This window comes from Devosia sp. SD17-2 (genome assembly GCF_029201565.1).
Classification (GTDB): domain Bacteria; phylum Pseudomonadota; class Alphaproteobacteria; order Rhizobiales; family Devosiaceae; genus Devosia.
Map to the genome: position 1 here is coordinate 3623967 of NZ_CP104002.1, position 23989 is coordinate 3647955.

Sequence of the window (23989 nt, forward strand, 5' to 3'; positions counted from 1 at the left end):
TTGGGCACAAGTCCCGAAAAGGCGCCAAAAGCTGCGGCCGAGCTAAGCCATTGATGCGTCACTTGACATTCCGCGGCCGATTGGCACAGGGTGCGGCATTGCACCTCACATTGCGAAATGTGCGTATTTTTCGGAGAAGAGTTTTGAAGCGTAAGCTCGCAACCGTGGCCACTTTGGCCAGCCTTTTTATTGCTGGAGTTTCCGTTACTCCGACCATGGCCTTCCAGGCCGCAGAATCGACTGACGCCGCTGTTGCCGAGATCGATCCCGCAGTGATGGAACTTGGCGGCACACTGTATGCCGACAATTGCGCAGCCTGCCATGGCGAGAACGGTGACGCCGAGCGCAAGTTCGCCGGCAGCCAGAGCCTCAAGCACGTCGTTCTGATCGCGTCGCAGGTCATCCACGGCGGCGAATTCATGCCGAAGTTCGATTTCCTGACCGACGAAGAAGTCGCGGCTCTGGGCACCTACATCCGTAACTCCTGGGGCAACACCCTGGGCCCGGTTACGGCTGAAGAGATTGCTGTCTACCGTTAAAATCTAAAGACTAAAGCTGGTACGGCCCGCAACGACGGCGCCGCACCAGCTCCTACCACTTCCAGACATTGAGTTTCGCCTGGCGTTCTTCTGAGCGCTCGGGAAGTCGTGCGTTGTTTTGGGCTTTCGGATTGGGCATCCGAACGCATCGATGGCGCATGCCAATTTGCCCGACAACAGATTTTCATCATCTCTAGGGAGGTTCTTATGAGGATGAAGTCACTTGCGGCCCTGTTTATGGGGTCGTGCTTGGTCCTGACGGCTGCGCCGGCGATGGCGCAGTCGGATCTGCTGGAGAACATGTCTCCGGTTACCGACGAAATGATTCAGAACCCGGATGCAGGTTCCTGGCTCAGCTGGCGCCGTACGCTGGACAACCAGGGCTTCAGCCCGCTTGACCAGATCAACAAGGACAACGTCTCCGACCTGCAGGTTGTCTGGTCCCGCGGCATGACCGAGGGTTTCCAGGAAGCCGCTCCGCTCGTCCATGACGGCGTGATGTTCCTGCCCCACCCGCGCGACATCATCCAGGCTCTGGATGCGACGACCGGTGACCTGCTCTGGGAATACAAGCGTGAAGTCCCGGCCAACGCGCCGATGATCATCACCACCCGCAACATTGCGATCTGGGACGACCTGCTCGTCTTCAGCTCCAAGGACAACTACCTGGTTGCCCTCAATGCGAAGACCGGCCAGCTGGCCTGGGAAACGCAGCTGCGTGACGAAAACACCTGGGCGTGGTCCACGCCTGGTCCGATCATCGTCAACGGCAAGGCAATTTCCGGTCGTTCGTGCGCTCAGCAGCCGAGCGGCGACACCCCAGTTGGTGGCCCGGAAACCTGCTACCTCACCGCTCACGACATGAAGACCGGTGAAGAGCTGTGGCGCTTCCACACCCTGCCGCATGGCGACATGGCCGGCAGCGAAAGCTGGAACGGCGTTGACGACAGCCTGCGCCACCACGTTGGCAGCTGGATCTCGCCGTCCTACGACGCCGAGCTGAACCTTGTGTACTTCGGCACCTCGGTGACCTCGCCGTACTCGAAGTTCTACTTCGCCAACTTCGACAGCATCGAAGAGCTGGATGAGCAGGAATTCCTGTACCAGACCTCGACCCTGGCCCTTGACGCCGACACCGGCGAACTCAAGTGGTACCAGCAGCACATCCGCGACCACTGGGATCTCGACCATCCGTTCGAGCGTATCCTCGTGGACACCGCGATTGCACCGAACGCTGACGAAGTGCGTTGGATCAACCCGGCCGTCACCCCTGGTGAAGAGCGTCGCGTCGTGACCGGTATCCCGGGCAAGACCGGCATCTTCTACTCGATCGACGCTGCAACCGGTGAGTTCCTCTGGGCTCGCGAGACGACCTATCAGAACGTTATCTCTGATATCGACACCGCAACCGGCCGCGCATCGCATCCGCTCGACATGATCCCGACCGAAATCGGCCAGTCGCTGCTCGTTTGCCCGTCTGACGCCGGTGGCAAGCGCTGGTTCACCAGTGCCTACAGCCCGCTGACCAATGCGATCTACTCGCCGCTGGCGAACTTCTGCATGCAGTCCGTGACCCTGCCGAACGACATCCGTCTGTCGCCAGACGTGCTCGCACCGGGCACCAGCGTTGTTGGCCGTCTGAATGCCATCAGCGTCGAGACCGGTGAAGAGCTCTGGAGCCTCGATCAGGAAGACTTCACCACGTCGCTGCTCGCGACCCAGGGTGGCCTGCTGTTCGGTGGTGACACCAACCGTCGCTTCCGCGCTTACGACCAGACCAACGGCGAAGTGCTGTTCGAGTCGATCGTTCCGTCCGCCGTCGGTGGCGTTCCGATCACCTACGCAGTCGGCGATCGTCAGTATGTCGCTGTCCCCGTCGGTTCGTGGCTCGATATGACGCCATATGTCGACAATATCCCGCGTGACATCCCGATGGGCGGCAACGCCATCGTCGTCTACGCCCTGCCGCAGAAGTAATCTGCCGGCTTGACGATCGAGGGATGCGGCCCAAGGGCCGCATCCTTTTTGAATGAGCGCCGTGAGCGTCGGACGTTCGCGGGGGCACTGGACTACCCAATTCTGAGATTTCCAGGAATGAACAGATGAAGATGAATGGCCTGTCTGCACTATTGATCGGGACCGCGCTGGTCCTGACCTCTTTGCCAGTCGCGGCGCAGTCGGACCTTCTGGAGAACATGTCTCCGGTGACCGACGAAATGATCCAGAACCCCGATCCCGGCGCCTGGCTCAGCTACCGCCGCACGCTGGACAACCAGGGCTTCAGCCCGCTTGACCAGATCACCAAAGAAAACGTTGGCGACCTGCAGGTTGTCTGGTCCCGCGGCATGACCGAAGGCTACCAGGAAGGTACGCCACTGGTTCATGACGGCGTGATGTTCGTGCCGCATCCGCGCGACATCATCCAGGCCCTCGACGCCACCAATGGCGACCTGCTCTGGGAATACAAGCGCGAGCTTCCCAACAATGTCCCGATGATTGTTGCAACCCGCAACATGGCTATCTGGGACAATCTGATCGTCTTCAGCTCCAAGGACAACTACCTGGTTGCCCTCGACGCCAAGACCGGTCAGCTCGTCTGGGAAACCCAGCTCCGCGACCAGGACAGCTGGGCATGGTCCACGCCTGGCCCGATCATCGTCAACGGCAAGGCCATCTCCGGTCGCTCCTGCGCCCAGCAGCCGAGCGGTGACACCCCCGTTGGTGGTCCCGAGACCTGCTTCCTCACCGCTCATGACATGAAGACCGGCGAAGAGATGTGGCGCTTCCACACGCTTCCGCATGGCGACATGGCTGGCAGCGAGACCTGGAACGGCGTTGACGACAGCCTGCGTCACCACGTCGGCAGCTGGATTTCGCCCGCTTACGATCCCGAGCTGAACCTCGTGTACTTCGGCACTTCGGTGACCTCGCCGTACTCGAAGTTCTACTTCGCAAACTTCGACAGCGTCGAAGACCTGGATGCACAGGAATTCCTGTACCAGACCTCGACCCTGGCCATCGACGCCGACACCGGTGAGCTCAAGTGGTTCCAGCAGCATCTGCGCGACCACTGGGACCTCGACCATCCGTTCGAACGCGTTCTCGTGAACACCGCGATCGCACCGAACGCCGATGAAGTCCGCTGGATCAACCCGAACGTCACTCCGGGTGAAGAGCGTCGCGTCGTGACCGGTATCCCCGGCAAGACCGGCATCTTCTACTCGATGGACGCTGGCACCGGCGAGTTCCTCTGGGCTCGTGAGACCGTCTTCCAGAACGTTATCTCCGACATCGACACCGCAACCGGCCGTGCGACCATCCCGCATGACATGATCCCGACCGAAATCGGTCAGTCCATGCTGGTCTGCCCGTCTGCATCGGGTGGCCGTCGCTGGTTCACCAGCACCTACAGCCCGCTGACCAATGCGATCTACACGCCGTTGTCCAACAACTGCATGCAGTCCGTGACCCTGCCGAACGATATCCGTCTGTCGCCTCCGGTCATGGCACCGGGCGTCACCAATATCGGCACCATCAGCGCCATCAGCGTTGAAACGGGCGAAGAGCTCTGGAGCCTCGACCAGGAAGACTTCACCACCTCGCTGCTGTCCACCCAGGGTGGCCTGCTGTTCGGTGGCGACACCAACCGTCGCTTCCGCGCCTTCGACCAGGACAATGGCGACGTGCTGTTTGAAGCGATCGTTCCGTCTTCGGTCGGTGGCGTGCCGATTTCCTACGAAGTCGATGGCCGTCAGTACATTGCCGTCCAGGTTGGTTCCTGGCTCGACATTGCCCCCTTCGTGGCGCTTAGCCCCCGCGAAGTGGTCACAGGCGGCAACGCAGTGGTCGTCTTCGCCCTTCCGCAGAAGTAATCTGCTGATACGCGCCTGTTGAAGGCTTGATCGGGAGGTGGCCCAAGGGCCGCTTCCCTCTTTGGAGGAAAACATGTTCGCACGCAGCCTAACCGGTACCCTGATCCTTTCAGTGGCTCTTCTCGGATCTGTCCTCCCCTCTTCTGCCCAATTCCGACGTGTCGTTCCCGACAACATGGTGAACACCGCGGTCTATGCGGGTGGAAACATCCGCTTCTGTATCAATCCCGTCAGTTCTCTGGCCGAGTTCGATCGTGCCCTGGGCCAGACTTTGGCCGACATCCTGCTGGTCCCGGCCGAGTTCTACGAGCTCAAATACGCCATCGAGCCTGCCCCATGGGGCTATGACCTGGCCATTGGCGAAGAAGATCTGTTCATCCAGATCAGCGAGAATTGCGACGCCGTTCTGGGCTTTCCCATGCCGTTCATGGACCTGACCTATGACTGGCTGACCACGACGTCGCCCTATTACACACCGCGCTTCATGCTGGCGTTCTCCAAGGACGCCCCGCCTGCCCTCGACCAATTGCCGGAAGGCTCCGAGTTTGGCAGCCGCGTCGGCACGCTGTCGGACATGCAGGTGCGCGCCTATGCCAGAAGCTCGGCCAACAAGCTCAAGCGCCGGGTCTATGCATCCAACGTCAGCCTGATCCGCGCGCTCGCGGCCGGCGACCTGCTGGCAGCTGTGGTCTGGGAGCCGGCCGTCTCCATCGCCGCGCAGACCGAGCCCGGCGCGGGCGATATCCAGATCGTCGCGCCGCCCTTCAGCGTCGAGCCCCAGCCCTTTGCCATCGCCCTGCCGTCCAACCAGACCTATCTGCGCGAGATGCTAGATAGCGCGATCAGCCAGTTGCGCGCGGGCGAGGAATTTTCCGGTCTGCTGACCGAGTTCGAACTCCCCGGGGAATGAGCCATGGGTCGTCCGATCTCAGTCCAGCCGCGCTTTAGTCCAGCTGCCGGGAGCTTCCGGGCAGGAAAGGTTTTGGCGTGTTCGATCTAACTTTTCCACAGGTCCTGTCGCGCCTGATCGCTGCGACCCTCGTGCTGAGTGTTCTCGGCCTGTCGTTTGCCGGCGCCGCGCGCCTGCTCGGCGACAAGGGTGTCGGCTATGAGGGCAAGCTGAAGCCAAATCCCATTCTTCATGTCGACCTCTTCGCCATCGTCACGAGCGTGTTCGGCCGCGTTGGCTGGATCAAGCCGCTGCGCATCGACACCGCCGAAAGCCTCGGTGGCCGGTGGGCTTCGGCGCTCGCCGCGCTTGCAGCGGCCCTCGTGACACTGATGCTGAGCAAGCTCACCGTCGTGCTCCTGCCCCTCGTAGCCAGCTACTGGCCGGCGAGCAGCGCTGGTTTCGTCGACTGGACCATTCGCGAAATCCCGCAGATCGCAGCCTGGACCCTCGCGATCAACCTTGTTCCGTTGCCTCCGCTGCTTGGCGGATATGTGCTGCAGGGCGTGTCGCCGGAGGCGCACCGCTGGCTGGTGAGGCGCCATTTCTGGGTCACCGTCGCAATCACCGCGCTGGTCGTCGTCTTCCACAAAAGCCTGCCGCTGACGCCGTTCAACTGGCTGGCGACGCTGTTCATGACTGGTGCCTTGTGACGGGTATTGGAGACACCTACGCCTCGATCCTCGCCCCGCTGGGGGTGGTGAGCCGGCGAAGACGCGTTCGGAATGTCGTTCACGCGGTGCTCGCTGGTGCGGTCACCGGGCTTGGCGCTTATCTCGTCGTGCAGATCGCTGCGCGCATGGGCACCGTCATCGACCCCACAATTCCAGTCGTGGCCGTTGCCGGCGCGACGATCGCCGGTGCGCTATTGGTGACCGAGATCCTGCGCCCGACGCCGCTGGCGGAAGCCTTCCGGCTGGACCGGGCCGGCGGGCTCGAAGAGGGTTTTGGGACCGCCGTCGAGCTGGCTCGTGCCTCAGCGCCCGTTGATACGCCTGTGGTCGCCAAATTCATCCGCTCGGTTGAAGCGCGTCTCGGCGGGCTCCCCGAGACCCGGGTCGTCCCTGTTTTTACAAAGGGGTTCTGGGTGGGCCTCGTGCTGCTGGCCCTGCTGGCTGTCGCCACAATCTATGTCCGGCAAATGCCTCAGCCGATGACCGCTGAAACTTTGGCCGGCGAGCAGGACGCGGCCGCGCTCGAGACGATCGAAAGCGTCACCGAAATGCTGGCGACGGATGCCGAGCTTCGCGAGAACCCCCTGCTTGAAGCGATTGCACAGACGCTCGCCGACAAGGTCGCGGAAGCCGCCGGCGCCCCGCTCGATGAGCGACTGGCGCGCGAGGTCAACGATCTCCTCGACCAGGCTGCCGCCAGCTATGGTGAAGATGCACCCAGCTGGCTCGGTTCGACCGAGGGATCACGACTGCTCGAATTGGACGAAGCCCTCGCCGAAATGGATCCGGCCGACGCTCCTGGCGCGCAACCACCGCTGGAACTGGCCGTCGACCCCTATTACGTGCCGCCGGAAGAGCGCTTTTCCTCGCCTCCAGGAGAGTTCAGCACCGCGCCAGAGGCCGGTGAAGGAAGCGATGAGACTGGGCTGACCGCGGTCGACCCCGAAGCGTCGGGGAATCTTGAAGGCCTGACCCTTGGGCAGAGCCCGCAGGCGATGACGGAAGAGGAAATCAAGGCCATCGGCGCCACCCCGGTTGGGGCGGCACTCGACTCCGGCCGCGGCGTTTCCCACGCAGCGGGCCTTGGTGAAGAAGATTTCCGCGCAGATGATGAGTTTGCTCGCCTCGGCTTTGAGCCAACCGAAGACATGTTGATCAGTGCCGAGCCGCAGCCGGATGGCGCGCGCATTCGCATCGAGATCGTGCCGGATGCCAATGTGACCAATGTCGCCGGGCAAGCCAACAGCATTGGCGGACAGAGCGGGACGGGTTCCACCGAGCCGGTCGACCGCGAATTTATCCCTGTCTCCGCGCGCAGTATCGCCGCGCGCTACTTTGAACGGACCGCACAATGATGGGTTTTGCGGCACCGCTTTTCGGACTTCTGGTCCTCGCGGCCGGATATGTCTGGTTCCTGCACAGCCGACGTGAATATCGGCAGGTCGTGCCCAGCCTCGCCATCTGGCAGCAATTGCGCAACAACGCCGGCTTTAAACGCAAAGCACGGTTGGTGCCGCCCATTACGCTGGCGCTGGTGTTGCAGCTGATCGCCGTTGCGCTGCTCGCCGCCGCCCTGACCGCGCCCTTCTGGGGTCGCCAGGATGTTACCGATCACCTCGTGGTGGTTGTCGACACCAGCGCGACCAGAGGCAATGCTGACGCGCAGACGCTCCAACTTGCCGACGCACTAGCAGAAATGACGGCCGATTTCACCGGTCGTGGCGGGCCGACGCCAAAGACCCTTACGGTCATCACAGGCGGACCGCTCCCCCATTATATCGCCGCCCGCTGGTCCTGGCAGGATGAGCGGCTGCACCATGCGCTGACCGACCTGAAGCCGACGGATGGGGCAACGGACTGGGCCGAAACGACGCGCCTGATCGAGGCAACGCTCGGGAGCAAGGAGAGCACCGAGGTCCTGACGATCGGCTCGCGTGGCCAAATGGAGCCGCTGGCCGAAAACTGGCCGGAGCTCACCTTTGCCTACCGCTCCCTAGCTGCCGCTCCGGCGGGCCCAAAGGTCATCGCAAATCTCACGCTCACCGATGCGGACAAGAACCTCTGGACACTCGAGGGCGAAGCGATTGGCGATGCAGCCACCACCGAAACGCTCTTTGTCCACTATGCGACCGCCGCCGAACGCACCCCGCTCGACTGGGCCAAGCGCGAGATCAAGCTCGGCACGTCGGGTCGTGCAAAAATCTCTGTGCCGCTCGAGTTCCCGGGACCTGGTATCGTCACCGTTTCGCTCGGCACCGAGGCGACCCAGGAACCGCTGCGGTTTATCGCCGACGCAGCGCCGCAGACCCTTGATGTCCTCTATATCGGGGAGCGCGATCAGCTCCTGCTCAAGGCGCTCAACGCCGTTGGTGGCACCCAGATCTTTCGTGACACTGCCTCCGCTGGTGATGGCAGCGATTATGGCCTGATCGTTGTCGACGGCGCACGCGACACCTCCGCACTCCGGGGCAATGTTGTCAGCATCGAAGCCGATGGTCCTGCGCTCGCAGATGTCGATCCCGATTTCTGGGTCAGCGACCATCCGATGACGCGGGACATTGACTGGTCTTCCCTGACCATAAGCGCGGGCTCGGGCCTTACCACCGCACCCGACGATGTCGTGCTTCTCGCGGCAAACGGCGTCGCGCTGATGACAGCGGCGACCACCGAGCATGGGCGCAAGGTGCGCCTCGGGTTTGACCCGGCGGCCTCGAACTGGCCGGAGCTCTATGCATTCCCGGTCTTTGTCTCCAATCTCATCGATTGGATGGGGGTTCAGCCCGGTGGACCTCTGGCACCGAATTGCTTGGCGGGGCGCCCGTGCGAGATCGACGCGCGCCTGATCGGCCAGCCGCTCAAAAGTCTCGACACTGCTGATGCAGGCGCAGAGGTCGTCCCGGACGGAGCCTATGTTCCGCTGCGCGCCGGACTGTTCCAGATCGGATCGGGCGCAGACGCAAGGCTGATCGCCGTCAACGCACCGCACAACGACGACGAAACAGCTGAAGCCGAGGCCCAGCCCTATCCAAAGCTGCCCTATGGTCTTGCGCCCTGGCTGATTGGTCTGGCGCTTGCGGTCCTGGCCGTGGAAGCCATCATTACCGCCCGGCGCAAGGGCCGCCTGCCGCAGATTTCGCTGTTGCGCGTGGCGACGCTCGCACTGCTCATCGCTGCGGCGCTCAACCTGCCCCTGCCGTGGTACCAGAACAGCAATGGGCTGGCGGCCATCTCGGCGGACGACGGGATCGCCCTGGGCCGTGACAGCAACAGTATCGCGATTGGCCCAGGGACCAGCGTGCTTGCGGGTGCGGACGGGATTGGATCCGCGACTGGTGCCGCACGGATACCCTACCTTGGCGTCAGCTATGATCTCGCTGCGGCGATGATCCCGCCGGATCGGCAGGCACATGTCGTTCTATCGGGCGATGCCCAGCGCGATGTTGGGCTGGAACGCACGGCAGCGGGCGGACGGACGATGGTGCACCATCTGCCTCTCGTGACGCCGGGCGCGGATGAAGTCTATGTCCAGCGCCTCGACATGCCGCATCTCATTCTGCCGGGTGAACCCCTTACCCTCACGGCATTGGTCGAGAGCACGGCAGAGCGATCCGTCGAGATCGAACTGCTTGTCGATGGCGAGGTCATTGCCAGCCAGGATCAGGCGCTGACAGCCGGTAGCAATCGGATCGAGACTGTGTTGCCGGGCCTCGAGAACGCGGAAGCCCTCATTGAGCTGCGCGTTGTCCATGATGACGCCTATCCGCAGAACAATGTGGCCGGCCGCATCGTCAGCGCCTCCCCGGCGCGCCCCATTGCCGTGGTCGCCGCCGATCCCGTGCATGGCGAGGCTTTCACCCAGCTTCTGTCGGACCAGGGGCTGGAAGCCAGCCTGCTGACGCCGGGCAAGTTGCCGTTTTACGCGGAAGACTGGCTGGGCTACGGCGGCATCGTCCTGCTCAATACGCCGGCGCTCTCGCTGACGACGTCCCAGCAGGTGCTGATCGAGCAACTGGTCGCCGAACACGGCATGGGCCTTGTCATGCTGGGCGGCGCCAACAGCTTTGGTCCCGGCGGCTATTTCGGCACGCCACTCGAAGCCCTCTCGCCGCTGTCGAGCCGCGTCCCCCAGGACGCGCCTGAAGTGGCCATGGTTTTCGTGCTCGACCGGTCCGGCTCGATGCAACAGGCCGTTGGGCAGGCCAACCGTCTCGACGTTGCCAAGATGGCGACCGTGTCGGCGACCGAGTTGCTCAATCCGCAGAGCCGGGTCGGCATCATCGTGTTTGACGCGGAGGCACGCACCGTGCTTCCGATGACCCGTCTCGCCGACGCACCCGGAGCCGTGGAAGCGTCGCTGAGCGGGTTCGATCCCGGCGGCGGCACCGACATTCTGCCGGGCCTCAAGGAAGCGATTGAACTGCTGCGCACCATTGACGCGCAGGCAAAGCATGTCGTCGTGATGACGGACGGGCTCAGCCAGCCGACGGACTATACGCAGGTGGTCGGGGAACTGCGGGAGCTTGGCGCAACCGTATCGGCCGTCGCCATCGGCCAGGGCGCGGACTCTGCGGCGGCACGGGAGATCGCGGCGCTCGGCGGCGGTGCGGCACATGTCTCGTCGGATTTTGCCGCCTTGCCGTCGATCCTGTCTCAGGAGGCCATGCTGTTGAGTTCTCCGGTCGAGGAGGGCACGACCCAGCCCGTCTGGACCCGACCGGCTGCCAACTACCTCTCCGCCCTGCCCCGCCAGCTGCCGCCGCTTTTCGGCTTTGTCGGAACGACGGCAAAGGACGACGCCCAGCTCTTCGTCACGGCGCTCGACAGCAAGGAACGCGACATGCCGATCCTCGCCTCCTGGCGCTATGGCAATGGTCAGGTGCTGGCCCTCGCCACGGATGCGACAGGGACATGGGGTGAGGCCTGGCAGCGATTGCCCGAGTATGGCGCGCTCTGGAAGGACATCCTGACCCAGTTCCAGCCGATCACCCCGCGTCCTGGCGAAACGCTCGACCTCGCAAGCAACGGGGACTATCTGACCCTTGGCGTGAGCGCGCTGGATGACGACGGGCTGCCGCTTGGCGGACAGGTCCTTACCGCGACGATCACCCATCCGGATGGCGGCACCACCGCGATCACCCTCGCCGAAGCAAAGCCCGGCCACTATGAAGGTCGCATGATGCTCGGCGCAACCGGACGCTATGAGATCGCGCTCGGGGACGCTGAGGACGAGGCTGCGCTGCGGGCCGTTCACTATCACTCGTATAGCCCGCTTTATGACTTCTCCCGCGTTGGTGGCGCTGCTGCCCTGGCGGCCGCAACCGGTGGCGGGGAAATCTCAGCCGACGCCGCGTCCGCTCTGGCTTCGCGCGTCGAATTCGCCTGGGAGCGCAACTGGCCGGTGTGGTGCCTCATCGCTTTTGCGCTCTTCCTCCTCGAATTGACACTCCGCTATCGCGGCTTCTCATCCCGCCGACCTGCGACAGCCTCGGTCAGCGCCCCCAATGGCCTGCGCCCAGAAGGAACTATCCGATGACAGCATCACAGCCGCAGCTTGACGCTGCAATTGCCGACCTCGACCGGTTGAGGGAGACGCTGAAGGCAGCGCGCACAGCCATTGGCAGTGCCGTCGTGGGTCAGGAGAGCGTCGTAGACCTCATGCTGATCGCACTGATGGCCGGCGGGCACGTGCTGCTCGAAGGCCCCCCGGGCGTTGGCAAGACGCTGCTGGTGCGTACGCTGGCGACCGTTGCCGGACTGAGCTTTGCCCGCGTGCAGTTTACACCTGACCTCATGCCGGCCGACATCACCGGCGCATCGGTGCTGGTGCCCAATGCCGATGGACGCGCGCATCTTGAGTTCCGCAAGGGACCGATCTTCTCGCAGCTGTTGCTGGCCGACGAAATCAACCGCGCAACGCCCCGGACCCAGTCGGCGCTGCTCGAAGCCATGCAGGAAGGCACGATCTCGGCCGCCGGCACCACGATGGACCTGCCCAAGCCTTTCTTCGTGCTGGCGACGCAGAACCCGATCGAAATGGAAGGCACCTATACCCTTCCAGAGGCACAGATTGACCGGTTCCTGTTCCGCATCGACGTGGCCTATCCGAACGAGGATGTGCTGACGCGCATTCTGACGGCCACTACCGGCGCTGAACAAGCCGTCGTCGCGCAGGCAATCACGCCCGAGGAACTGCTGACGCTTCAGCGGCACACCCGCACAGTTCCCACGGCGCTCACCCTGCAGCAGGCGATTGCCCGCTTCTGCATTGCGACCCAGCCCAAGGGCGCATCGGCCGACAAGGATGTGGCGAAATATGTCCGCTTCGGCGTCAGCCCGCGCGGCGCACAGGCCCTGACCGTTGCCGGCAAGGCCCACGCGCTTTTGTCCGGGCGCAACCATGTGTCCGTGGCCGACCTTCGCGCCGTGCTGCTGCCGGTGATGCGCCACCGCGTCCAGCTCAACTTCGAGGGTCGCGCGGCAAACGTCGATATTGATGCGCTGCTGCTGCGCGTCTTCGAACAGACCGTCGGAAAGCTCTGAGATGCGACCGCCCGCCCCTTTGCTCGAGCGCCTGTCCAGATCGAGGATGCTGCCCGCTTCCGCGCAGCCATCCGTCGGCATGGGCGAGCGGCTGTCCCGGCAAAAGGGCGCGGGCATGGAGTTTCTCGACTTTCGCCCCTATCAGGCCGGCGACGACACCCGCAATCTCGACCCTTATCTCTACGCCCGTACCGGCGAGTTCGTGGTGCGCGAATATGCCCGCAGCCAGCAGTTGCCGGTGACCATCGCGCTCGATCTCTCGGCCTCGATGGCGTCTGGAGACAACGGGAAATTCGAGCGCGCCAAGCTGATCGCGCAATTGTTCGGCTTCATCGCCCTTGCCAGTGGTGATCGCGTGCAGCTCGCAGTCACCGCCGACCACAAGACCCTGCTGTCGCCGCGCTGGCATGGCGCGGCCCGGGCAGACTATATGTTTGACTGGATCGACAAGCGCACGGCGGGCGAAGAGGGCGGCTTCATCGACATGCTGCGCGCCCTGCCCCAGCATCTGCCGCCGCGCGGCCTCGTCATCGCGGTCAGCGACTGGTGGGACGATGATGTGGGACCTGCGCTCAACATGCTGCGTGCGCGCGATCAGGAAGTGGTCGCCATACAGGTCCTCGGCCCGAATGAAATTGACCCTTCGAGCATGGATCAGGGTATCGTGACCCTTGAGGATGTTGAAACCGGCCAGGAGATTGAACTGTCCATTGATGCCCAATTGCTCGACCAGTACCGGTCCCTGTTCGCTGCGCGGCAGGATGAACTGCACGGACTGTTCACTGCCAAGCACTGGCATTTCCTCACGGTTTCCACCCAGGATGATCTTGACCAGCTTTTCACCCATACCCTTCGCGCCAAGGGAGTTCTGTCATGAGTGACATCGCCAATCCGCCGGCAATTCTGGTCGATAGTGTTTCCAAGCGTTTCGGCCGCGTTCTGGCCCTCGACGGAGTGTCGCTGTCGGTGCCGCAGGGGCAGATGTTCGCCCTGCTTGGCCCGAACGGCGCGGGCAAGACCACGCTCATCGACATCCTCTGCACCATCCAGAAGCCGGATAGCGGCCGGGCAGAAGTGTCCGGGATAGACGTGGCCAAGAACCCGCTCAAAGTGCGGCATCAGCTTGGCGTCGTCTTCCAGGAGGCCACGCTAGACACTCGCCTGTCGGTCGAGGAAAATCTCGATTTCCATGGCCTCGTCTACCAGATGAGCCGCGCCGACCGGCGCAAACGCATCGACGAGATGCTGGCGCTGGTGGAACTGACCGACTGGCGCGATGCGCTTGTGAAGACGCTGTCCGCGGGCATGCGCCGCCGTCTCGAGATCGCCCGCGGCCTGATGCATCGCCCGCGCATCCTCTTCCTCGACGAGCCGACGGTGGGCCTCGACGCCCAGTCGCGCGCCAAGATCTGGTCCTATCTCGAGACGCTTCGCGCCAGCGAGGACCTCACGGTCATCGTGACAACCCACTACATCGAAGAAGTGGACGCCTGCGACAGCATCTGCATCATCGACCATGGCAAAATCCTTGCGCATGGCACGCCCGAGGCGCTCAAGCAGGCACATGCTGCGCCGCTGCTGCGCGTCAGCCCGCGCACGCCGCAGGCGCATGCGGCCCTGATGGAGCGTTTCCCCGGCACCGTGCAGGCGGCAGACGGCCAGTTGGTGATCCGCTCGAACGACATCACCGTCGATGCCCTGCTCGAGGAATTCGGCAACCAGCTCCGGCATGTCACGGTTGACCAGCCCAGCCTTGAGAGTGTGTTCCTGACGCTGACCGGCCGCGACTTGCGCGAGGCGCGCGCCACGCCGGCCAAAAAGCGGGGACGCGGCTAAGATGGCGGGCTTCGCACTCAAAGCGCGGGATGGTACGGAGCCGACCTGGCTCATTGCGCTGACGCGGCTGGGTTTTCTCGCCCTGCTGATCGTGCTGTGGTGGATTGCCTCCATCAATGTGGCACGTAATCTCATCCCCTCGCCCATGGCGACGCTTGCTGCTGCCGGTGAACTGCTGGAACAGGGCCGCCTGCAGAAGGGACTACTGGAGTCCCTGACCATCTATCTCTCCGGCTTTGGCCTTGCCATCGCCGTGGCCATTCCGCTGGGCGTGCTCATGGGCGCGTTTGGCCTCTTTGGCCGGACCATCGAAATTTTCGTCTATGCCCTCTCTGCCACGCCGCGCGTCGCGTTCATCCCGCTGATCATCGTGCTGCTGGGGCTGGGGCTGCAGGCGAAGGTGTTCATCGTCTTCCTGGGCGCGGTCATGCCCATCCTGCTCAACACCTATGCCGGTGTTCGACAGGCCGATCCCGAGCTCATCGAAATGGGACGTTCGGTGGGTGCCGGGCGCCTGCGCATCTTTACCCGCATCGTGCTGCCGGGAGCCGTGCCCTATGTGATTACCGGCCTGCGGCTGGGCGCCACGATCGGGCTCATCAATACCGTGGTGGCAGAGCTCTATACAGCCGTCGGCGGCCTCGGCGGGCTTCTCGCAATTTACGGCAATACGTTCCGAATGGCGGAATATTTCGTCATCGTTCTATCCCTCGCGGCCATCGGTGTTGTTGTCACCGAGACGCTGCGGTTCGTCGAATTGCGCCTCGCAAGATGGCGGCGCTAGTTTAGAGGAGACTGCTATGTTGAAATCACTTTTGACTTCGCTCGGCGGCGGCATCGCCGTGATGACCCTGATGACCGGCGCCAGCCTGGCCCAGTCCGATGAGCCGTTCCGGCTGATCGTGACCCATCTTGAGGCCCCGCTGGTGCCCAATTCGGTCATGGATCTGGCTGTCGAGCTCGGCTACTTCGAGGCAGAGGGCGTCAACGTCGAGCTGGTCCGCGTGCAGCAGACCCCGTCGGCGATTGCCGCGTTGCAGTCTGGCGAAGGCGAAATGGCCAACATCGGCGTCGATGCGCTGCTGCAGGTCATCCACAATGGCGCGACCGACTTCCGCGCCGTGACCTCGCCCAACAAATCCCTGCCCTTCCTCATCGCTTCCAAGGAAGACATCGCGACGGCGGCGGACCTCAAGGGTCGCAGCTTTGGCGTTGGTCGCGTCGGCAGCCTTGACCACTCGCTCTCGAGCAAGGTGCTCTCGAGCCTTGGCCTTTCGCTCGACGATTCCGAAGTCATCGCCATCGGCCAGCCCGACGTGCGCGGCCAGGCGCTGCTCGCCGGCCAGATCGACGCGACGACGATCTCCATCGGCGTCTGGAGCGAACTGCCCGACACCGAGGGTCTGCATGTCCTCGTTGACCAGGACGCCTATTATGAAGGCGCGCCGGTGGTGAACAAGGTCAACGCAGTCTCCGGCGATGTGCTCGCAAACCGCGCCGAAGACGTCGAGGCCGTGATCCGCGCTCTGACCAAGCTGTCGCGCGAATTTGCTGCCGATCCGCAGAAGTGGGTCGACGCTATGGCCAAGGCGCGCCCGGACGTCGAGCTCGAGACGCTGGAACTGCTCTCCAAGGCTTTCGTAGGCAGCTGGAGTGTCAACGGCGGCATGAGCGCCGAGGAACTGAACTTCACCGCCGACTGGCTCTATGACACCCCCGATTTCGAAGGCCAGGAAAAGCTGCCGCTCAACCAGTGGGTGGATTTTGCTCCTGTCGACGCCGTGCTGGCGGATATCGGTACCGAAGACGGCATGGACCCTGCTGATCGATGAGTGACACGTCTTCCCCCGACACGCCTCGGGGCCAAACGAACATGCAGGGGCCAAAGCCCCTGCTCAGCTTCGACAAGGTCGAAAAGCGCTTCGCACGCCCCGACGGCACCGTCAGCACGGGGGTGGGTGGAGTGTCGCTGGACATTGCCGAGCAAAAGTTCGTCGCCCTGATCGGTCCCTCCGGTTGCGGGAAGACGACACTCTTGCGATTGACCAATGGCCTGATCGAGCCCGACGCGGGCTCGGTCCTTATCGACGGCAAGACGCCGCGTCCCGGCCCTGACATGGGGTTTGTGTTCCAGGCGTTTCGCCTCATTCCCTGGGCCAGTGTCCAGGAAAATGTTGAATTTGCCCTCGAGAGCCTGCCGCTGTCGAAGGCCGAGCGTGCCGAACGCGCGCTGCACTATCTCGATCTCGTAGGCCTGTCCCGCTCGGCCAAATCCTGGCCGTCGCAGCTTTCGGGCGGCATGAAGCAGCGCGTGGCCCTCGCCCGCGCCCTCGCCAGCGAACCGCGCGTCTTGCTCATGGACGAGCCTTTTGCCAGCCTTGACGCGCAGACGCGCGAGCTGATGCAAGGCGAGCTTCTGGCCATCTGGCGCCAGCGCATGCCCACGGTGATGTTCGTGACCCACAGCGTCGACGAAGCGCTGGTGCTGGCCGACCGCGTGGTGATCATGGGCGCCGGCAAGGTTCTGGAAACGCTTGAAGTCGATCTGCCGCGTCCGCGCCATTCCGCGCAGATGCGTTCGGACGGGCGCTTCATCGACATGCGCAATTACCTTTGGAACCGTATCCGCGACCTGGTCCTGAGTGACCCGGCTTCGGAATTCTACGGTCGCAATCTCAGTGAATAGGAAGAACCAGATGGGTAGCGTTCTGGGGCAGTTGGGCGGTGTCTACGCGATCTGGTTGCGCGAGGTGAAACGCTCGCTCCGCGACAAGGGGCAGCTCATCGGCGGCGTCAGCCGGCCGCTGCTGTGGGTGCTCATCCTCGGCATCGGGCTCAACCCTTATTTCCGCGGCGAGGTGTATGGCGAAGTGCGTTTCGTCGTGCCCTACACCTATATCCAGTTCATCTTCCCCGCGGTCGTCGTCCTCAACATCCTCTATACCTCCGTGCAGTCGGCGGTCTCGCTGATCTGGGACCGTGAGTTCGGCTTCATGCGCGAGGTGATGGTGGCCCCGATCTCCCGCAATCTTGTCCTGCTCGGCAAGGTGCTGGGCGGCGCGACCACGGCGGTGATCCATGGCTGCATGGTGCTGGCCGTGGCTCATTTCGTCGGGATCGGGTTGACCATAGAGACGATCCTCAAGGCCCTTGCCCTCATGTTCACCATGGCCTTCGGGCTGACGGCCTTCGGCATCATCATCGCCAATTATGTGCGTGGCTTTGAGGGTTTTGGCGTGTTCTCCAACGCGGTCATCCTGCCGCTCTACTTCACTGCCAGCTCGGTGTTTCCGCTCGATCCGGCACTGACCCGCGCCCAGACCCTCGTCACCTATCCGGAATGGCTGGTGGTCATCGTCGAGCACAATCCGATGACTTATGCGGTCGACGCCATGCGCGGCATCCTCATCGGGTTCAACCAATTCGATCCTACGCTGGGCTTTACCGTGGTCGGCGCAATGGCGGCGAGCCTCTTCGCGCTCGCCATGTGGGAATTCAGGAAGATCTGATGGCCCGCGACGCTGCCTCCCGCCCCGCAGACCGGAAACGCCACTGGCTGTTTGATTTCGCGCCGCTTGCCGCGTGTTTCGCGCTGCTGATCAGCCTCGGCTTCCTGCCGCCCGACACCTCGAGCGCCGAGGTCGACGCTACTGGTCGGCTGAGCGTCTGCATGCCGTCCAATTATCCGCCACTGGTGACGGGCAATGCCGAAGCCCCAGGCTTTGAGGTGGAACTGGTCAACGAGATCGCCGATCGTCTCGGCTGGCGGCTCAACATCGTCACTAATGCCGCCATGGGCCGCGACTTCAACCCGCGCAACTGGCGCATCAACCGCGCCCAGTGCCAGATGCTGGCAGGAGGCATCGTGATGAGTGCGACGACGCAGTCGTTCCTCGATACGACGCGGCCGCATCTGCAGACCGGCTGGGCGCTGATCAGTCGGTCAGATGCAGCGCTCGCCGATATCGACGGGCAGATCGGATTTTATGCTGGCCTGACGGGTCTTGATCGCATCGGCCTTGGCCAGTATCTGCGCCAATCCGGGATCAGCCCGAAAATCGTCAACACGGCCAATGCGCTGCGTTCGGATCTTGAGCGTGGCACCATCGCTGGCGGCGTGACCGAGGGGTTGCTTGCCGCGTCCATGGCCGACGACAACGACCTCAATGTCACCCTGCTCGGCGAGCCGCTGGAGCAGTTTTCCCTCGGCCTCGGCTTCTGGAAGGGTGACGTCACACTCCAGCGCAAGGTTTCCTCGGTGCTGGACCAGATGTGGGCGGACGGGACAATCGAAACGATCGCCGAGCGCTATGGCCTAGACAGCGTCTTCCTCTGTTCCCCGAACGGCGCGTCCTGCGGCTGAGCGACGTCGCCACTGCCTTTCTCTGAGCGCCTGACAGACTCTTTCCTGAGCCTGTCAGCGCGCCGGATTATCGGCAGAACTAGAAGTTCGCGTCGCCCAATGCGGAATTGATGAGGTCGAGGCAGCGCATCAGGAAATCCTGTTCCGACTGCTCAAGACCGGCAAGCAAGGCGTGCCGTACGTCTTCCGTGGCGGGTGTAACGGCGTCGAGCACCTCGGTACCCAGTCCTGTCAGGCTGAGCAGTCGCCGCCGCCGATCCTGGGGATCGATCCTCCGCTCGATCCAGCCCCGGTTGGCCAGCATGTCGACAACCATTGAATTGGTGGACCGATCGAAGAAGGCGAGCCTTGCCAGATTGACCTGATCGATATTGGGGCGCGCGTTCAGAACGAACATCATGCCGAACTGCGTCGTGGTCATATCGTAGGGCTTGCAGGCTTCGATGAACCGGGCCGTCGAGAGCTGATGGGCCCGACGGATCAGGAAGCCGGGACGCTGTTGATTGTCGTTTGGATCTGACCCCCGGGTTGTCATTGAGAACTGACCCGCCTGTAGATAGTGGGTCTTGGGCACGGCTTCATAGGCATGGTCGAAACACATCACCGCAAGCTGTAAGTCCTTGAAGGCCGAGTTCGCCTCGTTGGCATCGAGCCAACCAACGCTGCTCATGTCCCGGCCAGCGAACAGCAGTTCCTTGGACCAATCCCCGACCAATTGCAGCACAGTAATTCGAAGATTGGCGCAACCGCGTTGGTCCTGTTGGTCGTCGGCATGGACAGGAACAAACAAAGACAGAAATGCCGGGAACAGCATCACTGCCATTCCCGGCACTCGGAGGTATTTCACGATGGTCGGGATTAGCTGGCCTTGCGCAGCATAAGCCCGCGTTCGGCTGCTGCTGCCGCAAGCTGGGTGTCGAGTTCACCCGTGCGCACAGCTTCGGTCAGGGTGTCGAGGATCGCAGGCAACGCCGAAAGCTCACCAACGGCGATGGCGTTCTTGTCCTTGGCGAATTCGATGGGCTTGCCCGCATAGCGAATACCGAAGAAGGTTTGACCGCTGGCATCCACGAACCAGCCAGCGCGCAGACGTTTCGGGGTTTCAACCGCAACTCGAACCCCATCCTCGTTCTTGCGCCAAACCACGTGGGTCGGAGCATAATGCTGCCCAGCGATCTTGGCCTCGGCCATCGCCTTCTGTTCTGCCAGCGCCGCGATCACCTTGTTACGGGCGCGCTCAACGGGATCATTGCTGGCGCGAACTGGCTGTGCAGTGGTCAACTTCAGGGTCTTCAGGATGCTCATGTGGTGGTCTCCGGGATGGTTGATCTCCATTCCCGACTACAGCCGTCAGCCAAAAGAGCGACCACAATCCTTGCGGTCATCTGGTTTCTGCTACGAGTGACCGCTTCTCTATTGAACGATCGAACGCATAGACCGAAGGAGCCGATTGTGGCGGTCGCTTTCGACCCCATATCGGTCATCAACGATGACTGATGTACGCCCGAGAGCTGACATTCAGTTGAGGCACACTTCGTCGTTTGGCGGCGGTCATTGGGGGCAGTGCGAGCCTCTTGCGCGGCTGAGTGCCTCATATCACCGATACTGCTTTCCCGAGCTGGCGCTGCGTGAACGTGATAGGAATAGTGCTTGCAAAGCCTGACCTGACTCGAACCCGGAATGACACGCCTGATGCCCCCGTCACTGCGAAGCCGCCTGAATGTTGCCCTGCTGGTCGTAGCCCTGTCAGGGCTGGTTTCAGGCTTGGGTCTGATGTGGGCCAGCAACAACGAGCTTGCCAGGATTGCGTGGTTCGTTGGCGTCGTTCCTGTCCTCGCAGCCCTTCTTGTCGAAATCGTCCGCAGTCTTGCCAAGGGCGAAGTGGGCTTGGATATCGTGGCCGCACTTTCAATGTCGGCCGCCTTGTTTTTTGGTGAGACGCTGGCGGCGGCCGTCGTTGCCCTGATGTATTCAGGCGGCACGTTCCTCGAGAGCTTTGCGGAAGGCAGAGCCCGTCGCGAAATGAGCCAGCTGCTGTCCCGCGTGCCACGGACCGCCACCCGGCACCGAGACGGCAAGCTCGAAGAGGTGCCGCTCGACGCTATCGAGCCGAGCGATCTGCTCCTGATCCGACAGGGCGACGTGGCGGCCGTGGATGGTGCTGTTGAAAGCAGCACGGCGATGTTGGATCAGTCAGCACTGACAGGCGAGTCGATGCCGGTGCGGCTTGGCCGTGGCCAGAATGTGATGAGCGGCTCGACCAATGCAGGCGAGGCGTTCGATCTTCGGGTTACGCGACGCGCCTCGGAAAGCACTTATGCCGGGATCGTGCGGCTGGTCGAGGCGGCCCAGGCATCAAAGGCGCCGATGGCTAGACTCGCCGACCGCTATTCCCTGCTGTTCCTGCTCATCACCGTGATCCTTGCAACGCTGGCGTGGTGGTTCACCGGCGACCCCATACGCGCCGTGGCGGTCCTTGTGGTCGCAACACCTTGCCCGTTGATCTTGGCTGTTCCGGTGGCGCTTGTGGCAGGGCTGTCGCGGGCAGCGCAGTTTGGCGCGCTGATCAAGGGCGCCAGGCCGCTTGAAGCGCTCGCCAGCATCCGGACGCTGGTATTGGACAAGACCGGCACCCTGACGGATGGACGCCCCCAGATCGTTTCGATCGATACGATTGAGAGCGTGCGCGAGGAAGAACTGCTGTTCCTGGCCGCTTCGCTTGAACAGGCGTCCAAACATCCGATGGCGCAAGCCATCGTGACATCGGCGCGCGAGCGCGGAAGCGTCCTGCGCATTCCCGGGGAGGTTGTGGAGGTCCCGGGAGAAGGCCTTGAGGGTACGGTTGATGGCCGCAAGGTTGTGGTTGGCGGCGCAAGCTTTGTCGCGCATCGCATTGGCAGCGCCGTACCCGAAAGCCGCATTCTCGATGCTGGCGCCGCTCTTGTCGCAGTGGCAATTGACGGAAAGCTCGCCGGACACATCACTATGGCCGATGCATTGCGCTCGGGAACGCAAGGGCTGCTGGCAGGCCTACGGCGCTTGGGCATATCCCGGATCATGCTGGCGACCGGCGATCGGCGCGCTGTGGCCGACGCCATCACGGCTGGATTGAACCTCGATGCAGTCCACGCCCAGATGACGCCTGACCAGAAAGTGCAGCTGATCCTGACCGAAAGGGAAGGCCATGCTCCTGTGATGATGGTGGGTGACGGCGTCAATGATGCGCCGGCGCTGGCCGCGGCGGATGTCGGGGTGGCGATGGGCGCGCGTGGCGCTGCCGCCTCTGCAGAGGCAGCCGATGTCGTCCTGCTGGTCGATCACCTCGATCGCCTGCTGCCCGGGATCGAAATAGCGCAAGGCGCGCGGCGGATTGCGCTGCAGAGCGTTGCTGTCGGCATCGGCCTGTCGGTCGCAGGCATGATCGCTGCGGCGCTTGGCTACCTGACGCCAGTCCAGGGGGCGCTGCTGCAGGAGGCCATAGACGTCGCCGTCATTCTCAATGCCCTGCGAGCGTTGCGGATCAAACCACATGCGCTTCCCACGCCAGATATTGCTACCGCGTCCTAGGAGGATAGTGATGAGCCGCTTTTCGCATCCTGAAGTCCACAGCATGTGTCGGATCTTCGGGGTTAGCGCCGGATAGCGCGGAGGTCGGTTGATCTCGATCAACGCGTGACGGTTGAACAGGCGTAGACTGAGGCCTAAACGGAGGTGGTCATGCGTATACAGGACAAGGTTGCGGTCGTCACGGGAGCTGGCTCAGGCATCGGTTTGGCCATTGCCCGCCGGTTCGTGGCGGAAGGGGCAAAGGTTGTTGCCCTAGACTGGCATGCCGACGCCATCGCGGCGGCAGTGAGCGACATCGGAGGCGCCATCATTGGCATGACGGGTGATGTGTCCAAGGAGGCAGACTGCGTTGCGATGATCGATCGTGCAGCAGCCGAATTTGGGCGCATCGACATTCTGGTCAACAATGCCGGCGTGATGGACCTGTTCCAGTCCGTTGCCGACGTCGACAACGCGACATGGCGCCGCTGCATGGCGATCAATGTCGACGGGCCTATGTATGCCATGCGACGAGCGGTTCCGCTGATGCTGGAACTGGGAGGCGGCTCAATCGTCAATATCGCATCCGTGGCCGCTACAGGTGGCGGCGCAGCGGGCGCGGCTTATACCGCCTCCAAGCACGCGCTTATCGGCCTGACCAAGAGTACAGCGTTTCAATATGCTAAGCTTGGACTGCGCTGCAATGCGCTGGCAGTGGGCGGCGTCAGCACCAACATCATGGATAGCGTCGAGGGGCACGCGCTCGACCAGGCTGGGCTCGGGCGATTGGGTGCTTATCAGGCCAGCAATCCGGGTATGCTTGAACCGGCCGACATCGCCAATGCCGTTCTGTTTCTCGCCTCCGACGAGGCCCGTCACCTCAATGGCGCGGTGCTGCCGGTGGATATGGGCTGGAGCGCGGCATGACCGATAGAGGACGTGCGACTACCGACACCGCACTGCGTGTTTTTGTCCCGCTTTGGCTGTTCTTTGCCGGTTGCGTCGTCGCACAGGCATTCGATCGAGTTGAAGACGGCCGGGCGTTGGTGACGATGTACTGTGCCGATTGTCATGCGATCGGAACCAATGGCGAAAGCCCCCTGAATATCGCGCCACGGTTTCGTGACCTTCATCTGCGCTACGACGTGGAGTTCCTGAGCGAAGCGCTTGTCGAAGGGATCGTTACAGCCCATCCCGAAATGCCGCAGTTCGAGTTTGACCCTGACCAGGCTGCAGCTATCGTTGCTTACCTCAAGACATTGGAGCCTTGAGGCCAGTGGGGGGCACGTCCTGATGAGAGATGGCGCTACGTCCAACAGTTGCGATCCTGTTGACCCGCCATTGCGCTCGCCAGCTAGAGCATGTCAACTTTCAGATCGGCTGGTCCAGAAGCTGACTGTCTGGAAACCTGAAGAGTTTCGGCTGCCGATAGGCGCCCGAAAGTCTGGGATGACCGAACCCGCGATCCGCAGGCTCAGCGCTATGGGTAATTCTGGATTTGGCCGGCTTGGGAACAGCGCTGAGCGAGTGCGGGAGGCGATGCGGCTGGGGCGAACGGGTCGATGAAGGGGCCGATGCAGGGGCACTTGCGGCGGTAGATGTGGCCCATAGCGGGTGCCATGGCGGCCCGGCCATTGAGCGGCGCAAGATCTCCAGCAGGCCGCGACGCT

Annotated in this window: 20 protein-coding genes; 18 read left to right on the forward strand and 2 right to left on the reverse strand. The window is 62.8% G+C overall.

Translation table 11 applies throughout. The features are described 5' to 3' along the window. Positions 1-143: 143 nt before the first annotated feature. From NYQ88_RS17810 to NYQ88_RS17880, 15 genes are all read left to right on the forward strand, one after another. Positions 144-539: a cytochrome c gene (locus NYQ88_RS17810; protein WP_275652433.1), complete on the forward strand. Its 396-nt coding sequence runs from the start codon at positions 144-146 to the stop codon at positions 537-539. Positions 540-788: 249 nt separating this feature from the next. Continuing rightward, positions 789-2516 (forward strand): PQQ-binding-like beta-propeller repeat protein, encoded by a 1728-nt coding sequence (locus NYQ88_RS17815; RefSeq protein WP_275652434.1) that lies wholly within the window; start codon positions 789-791, stop codon positions 2514-2516. Positions 2517-2641: 125 nt separating this feature from the next. Continuing rightward, on the forward strand, positions 2642-4411 hold the full coding sequence (locus NYQ88_RS17820; protein ID WP_275652435.1) for a PQQ-binding-like beta-propeller repeat protein: 1770 nt from the start codon (positions 2642-2644) through the stop codon (positions 4409-4411). A 73-nt stretch (positions 4412-4484) separates the two neighbouring features. Continuing rightward, a complete protein-coding gene (locus NYQ88_RS17825) occupies positions 4485-5321 on the forward strand; it encodes a transporter substrate-binding domain-containing protein (protein WP_275652436.1) in 837 nt (278 codons plus the stop codon). A gap of 77 nt (positions 5322-5398) precedes the next feature. Beyond that, on the forward strand, positions 5399-6013 hold the full coding sequence (locus NYQ88_RS17830) for a hypothetical protein (protein ID WP_275652437.1): 615 nt from the start codon (positions 5399-5401) through the stop codon (positions 6011-6013). Further along, positions 6010-7389, forward strand: a complete 1380-nt coding sequence (locus NYQ88_RS17835) for a hypothetical protein (RefSeq protein ID WP_275652438.1) — start codon at positions 6010-6012, stop codon at positions 7387-7389. The genes NYQ88_RS17830 and NYQ88_RS17835 overlap by 4 nt, the downstream gene beginning before the upstream one ends. Beyond that, entirely contained in the window at positions 7386-11567 is a 4182-nt protein-coding gene (locus tag NYQ88_RS17840; protein ID WP_275652439.1) for a VWA domain-containing protein, read from the forward strand. The genes NYQ88_RS17835 and NYQ88_RS17840 overlap by 4 nt, the downstream gene beginning before the upstream one ends. Further along, positions 11564-12574 carry a MoxR family ATPase gene (locus NYQ88_RS17845; RefSeq protein WP_275652440.1) on the forward strand — a complete coding sequence of 337 codons (1011 nt, stop codon included), beginning with the start codon at positions 11564-11566 and terminating at the stop codon, positions 12572-12574. The genes NYQ88_RS17840 and NYQ88_RS17845 overlap by 4 nt, the downstream gene beginning before the upstream one ends. Position 12575: 1 nt before the next feature. After that, positions 12576-13451: a DUF58 domain-containing protein gene (locus tag NYQ88_RS17850; RefSeq protein ID WP_275652441.1), complete on the forward strand. Its 876-nt coding sequence runs from the start codon at positions 12576-12578 to the stop codon at positions 13449-13451. Then, complete coding sequence (locus NYQ88_RS17855; RefSeq protein ID WP_275652442.1) at positions 13448-14410, forward strand: ABC transporter ATP-binding protein; 963 nt, start codon at positions 13448-13450, stop codon at positions 14408-14410. The genes NYQ88_RS17850 and NYQ88_RS17855 overlap by 4 nt, the downstream gene beginning before the upstream one ends. 1 nt (position 14411) lies before the next feature. Beyond that, positions 14412-15194: an ABC transporter permease gene (locus NYQ88_RS17860; protein ID WP_275652443.1), complete on the forward strand. Its 783-nt coding sequence runs from the start codon at positions 14412-14414 to the stop codon at positions 15192-15194. Positions 15195-15210: 16 nt separating this feature from the next. Further along, on the forward strand, positions 15211-16242 hold the full coding sequence (locus NYQ88_RS17865; protein ID WP_275652444.1) for an ABC transporter substrate-binding protein: 1032 nt from the start codon (positions 15211-15213) through the stop codon (positions 16240-16242). Positions 16243-16283: 41 nt separating this feature from the next. Continuing rightward, positions 16284-17096 (forward strand): ABC transporter ATP-binding protein, encoded by an 813-nt coding sequence (locus NYQ88_RS17870; RefSeq protein ID WP_275652445.1) that lies wholly within the window; start codon positions 16284-16286, stop codon positions 17094-17096. Between the two features lie 10 nt (positions 17097-17106). Continuing rightward, the gene (locus NYQ88_RS17875; RefSeq protein WP_275652446.1) at positions 17107-17919 is read left to right on the forward strand and encodes an ABC transporter permease; all 813 of its coding nucleotides are present in this window, start codon (positions 17107-17109) and stop codon (positions 17917-17919) included. Next, positions 17919-18773, forward strand: coding sequence for a transporter substrate-binding domain-containing protein (locus NYQ88_RS17880; RefSeq protein ID WP_275652447.1), 855 nt, complete (start codon positions 17919-17921; stop codon positions 18771-18773). Before NYQ88_RS17875 ends, NYQ88_RS17880 begins: the two co-directional genes overlap by 1 nt. A gap of 79 nt (positions 18774-18852) precedes the next feature. Here NYQ88_RS17880 and NYQ88_RS17885 read toward each other — a convergent pair whose 3' ends face one another. After that, positions 18853-19596: a MarR family winged helix-turn-helix transcriptional regulator gene (locus NYQ88_RS17885; protein WP_275652448.1), complete on the reverse strand. Its 744-nt coding sequence runs from the start codon at positions 19594-19596 to the stop codon at positions 18853-18855. Positions 19597-19631: 35 nt separating this feature from the next. Beyond that, positions 19632-20078: a DUF6641 family protein gene (locus NYQ88_RS17890; RefSeq protein WP_275652449.1), complete on the reverse strand. Its 447-nt coding sequence runs from the start codon at positions 20076-20078 to the stop codon at positions 19632-19634. Positions 20079-20465: 387 nt separating this feature from the next. On the opposite strand from NYQ88_RS17890, the gene NYQ88_RS17895 reads away from it, so the two are divergent. The 3 genes from NYQ88_RS17895 to NYQ88_RS17905 all read left to right on the forward strand — a co-directional run bounded on the left by NYQ88_RS17895 (position 20466) and on the right by NYQ88_RS17905 (position 23590). Then, a complete protein-coding gene (locus tag NYQ88_RS17895; protein ID WP_275652450.1) occupies positions 20466-22340 on the forward strand; it encodes a heavy metal translocating P-type ATPase in 1875 nt (624 codons plus the stop codon). A 150-nt stretch (positions 22341-22490) separates the two neighbouring features. Beyond that, on the forward strand, positions 22491-23246 hold the full coding sequence (locus NYQ88_RS17900) for an SDR family oxidoreductase (RefSeq protein ID WP_275652451.1): 756 nt from the start codon (positions 22491-22493) through the stop codon (positions 23244-23246). Next, complete coding sequence (locus tag NYQ88_RS17905; RefSeq protein ID WP_193731056.1) at positions 23243-23590, forward strand: cytochrome c; 348 nt, start codon at positions 23243-23245, stop codon at positions 23588-23590. Before NYQ88_RS17900 ends, NYQ88_RS17905 begins: the two co-directional genes overlap by 4 nt. The last annotated feature ends 399 nt before the right edge of the window (positions 23591-23989 follow it).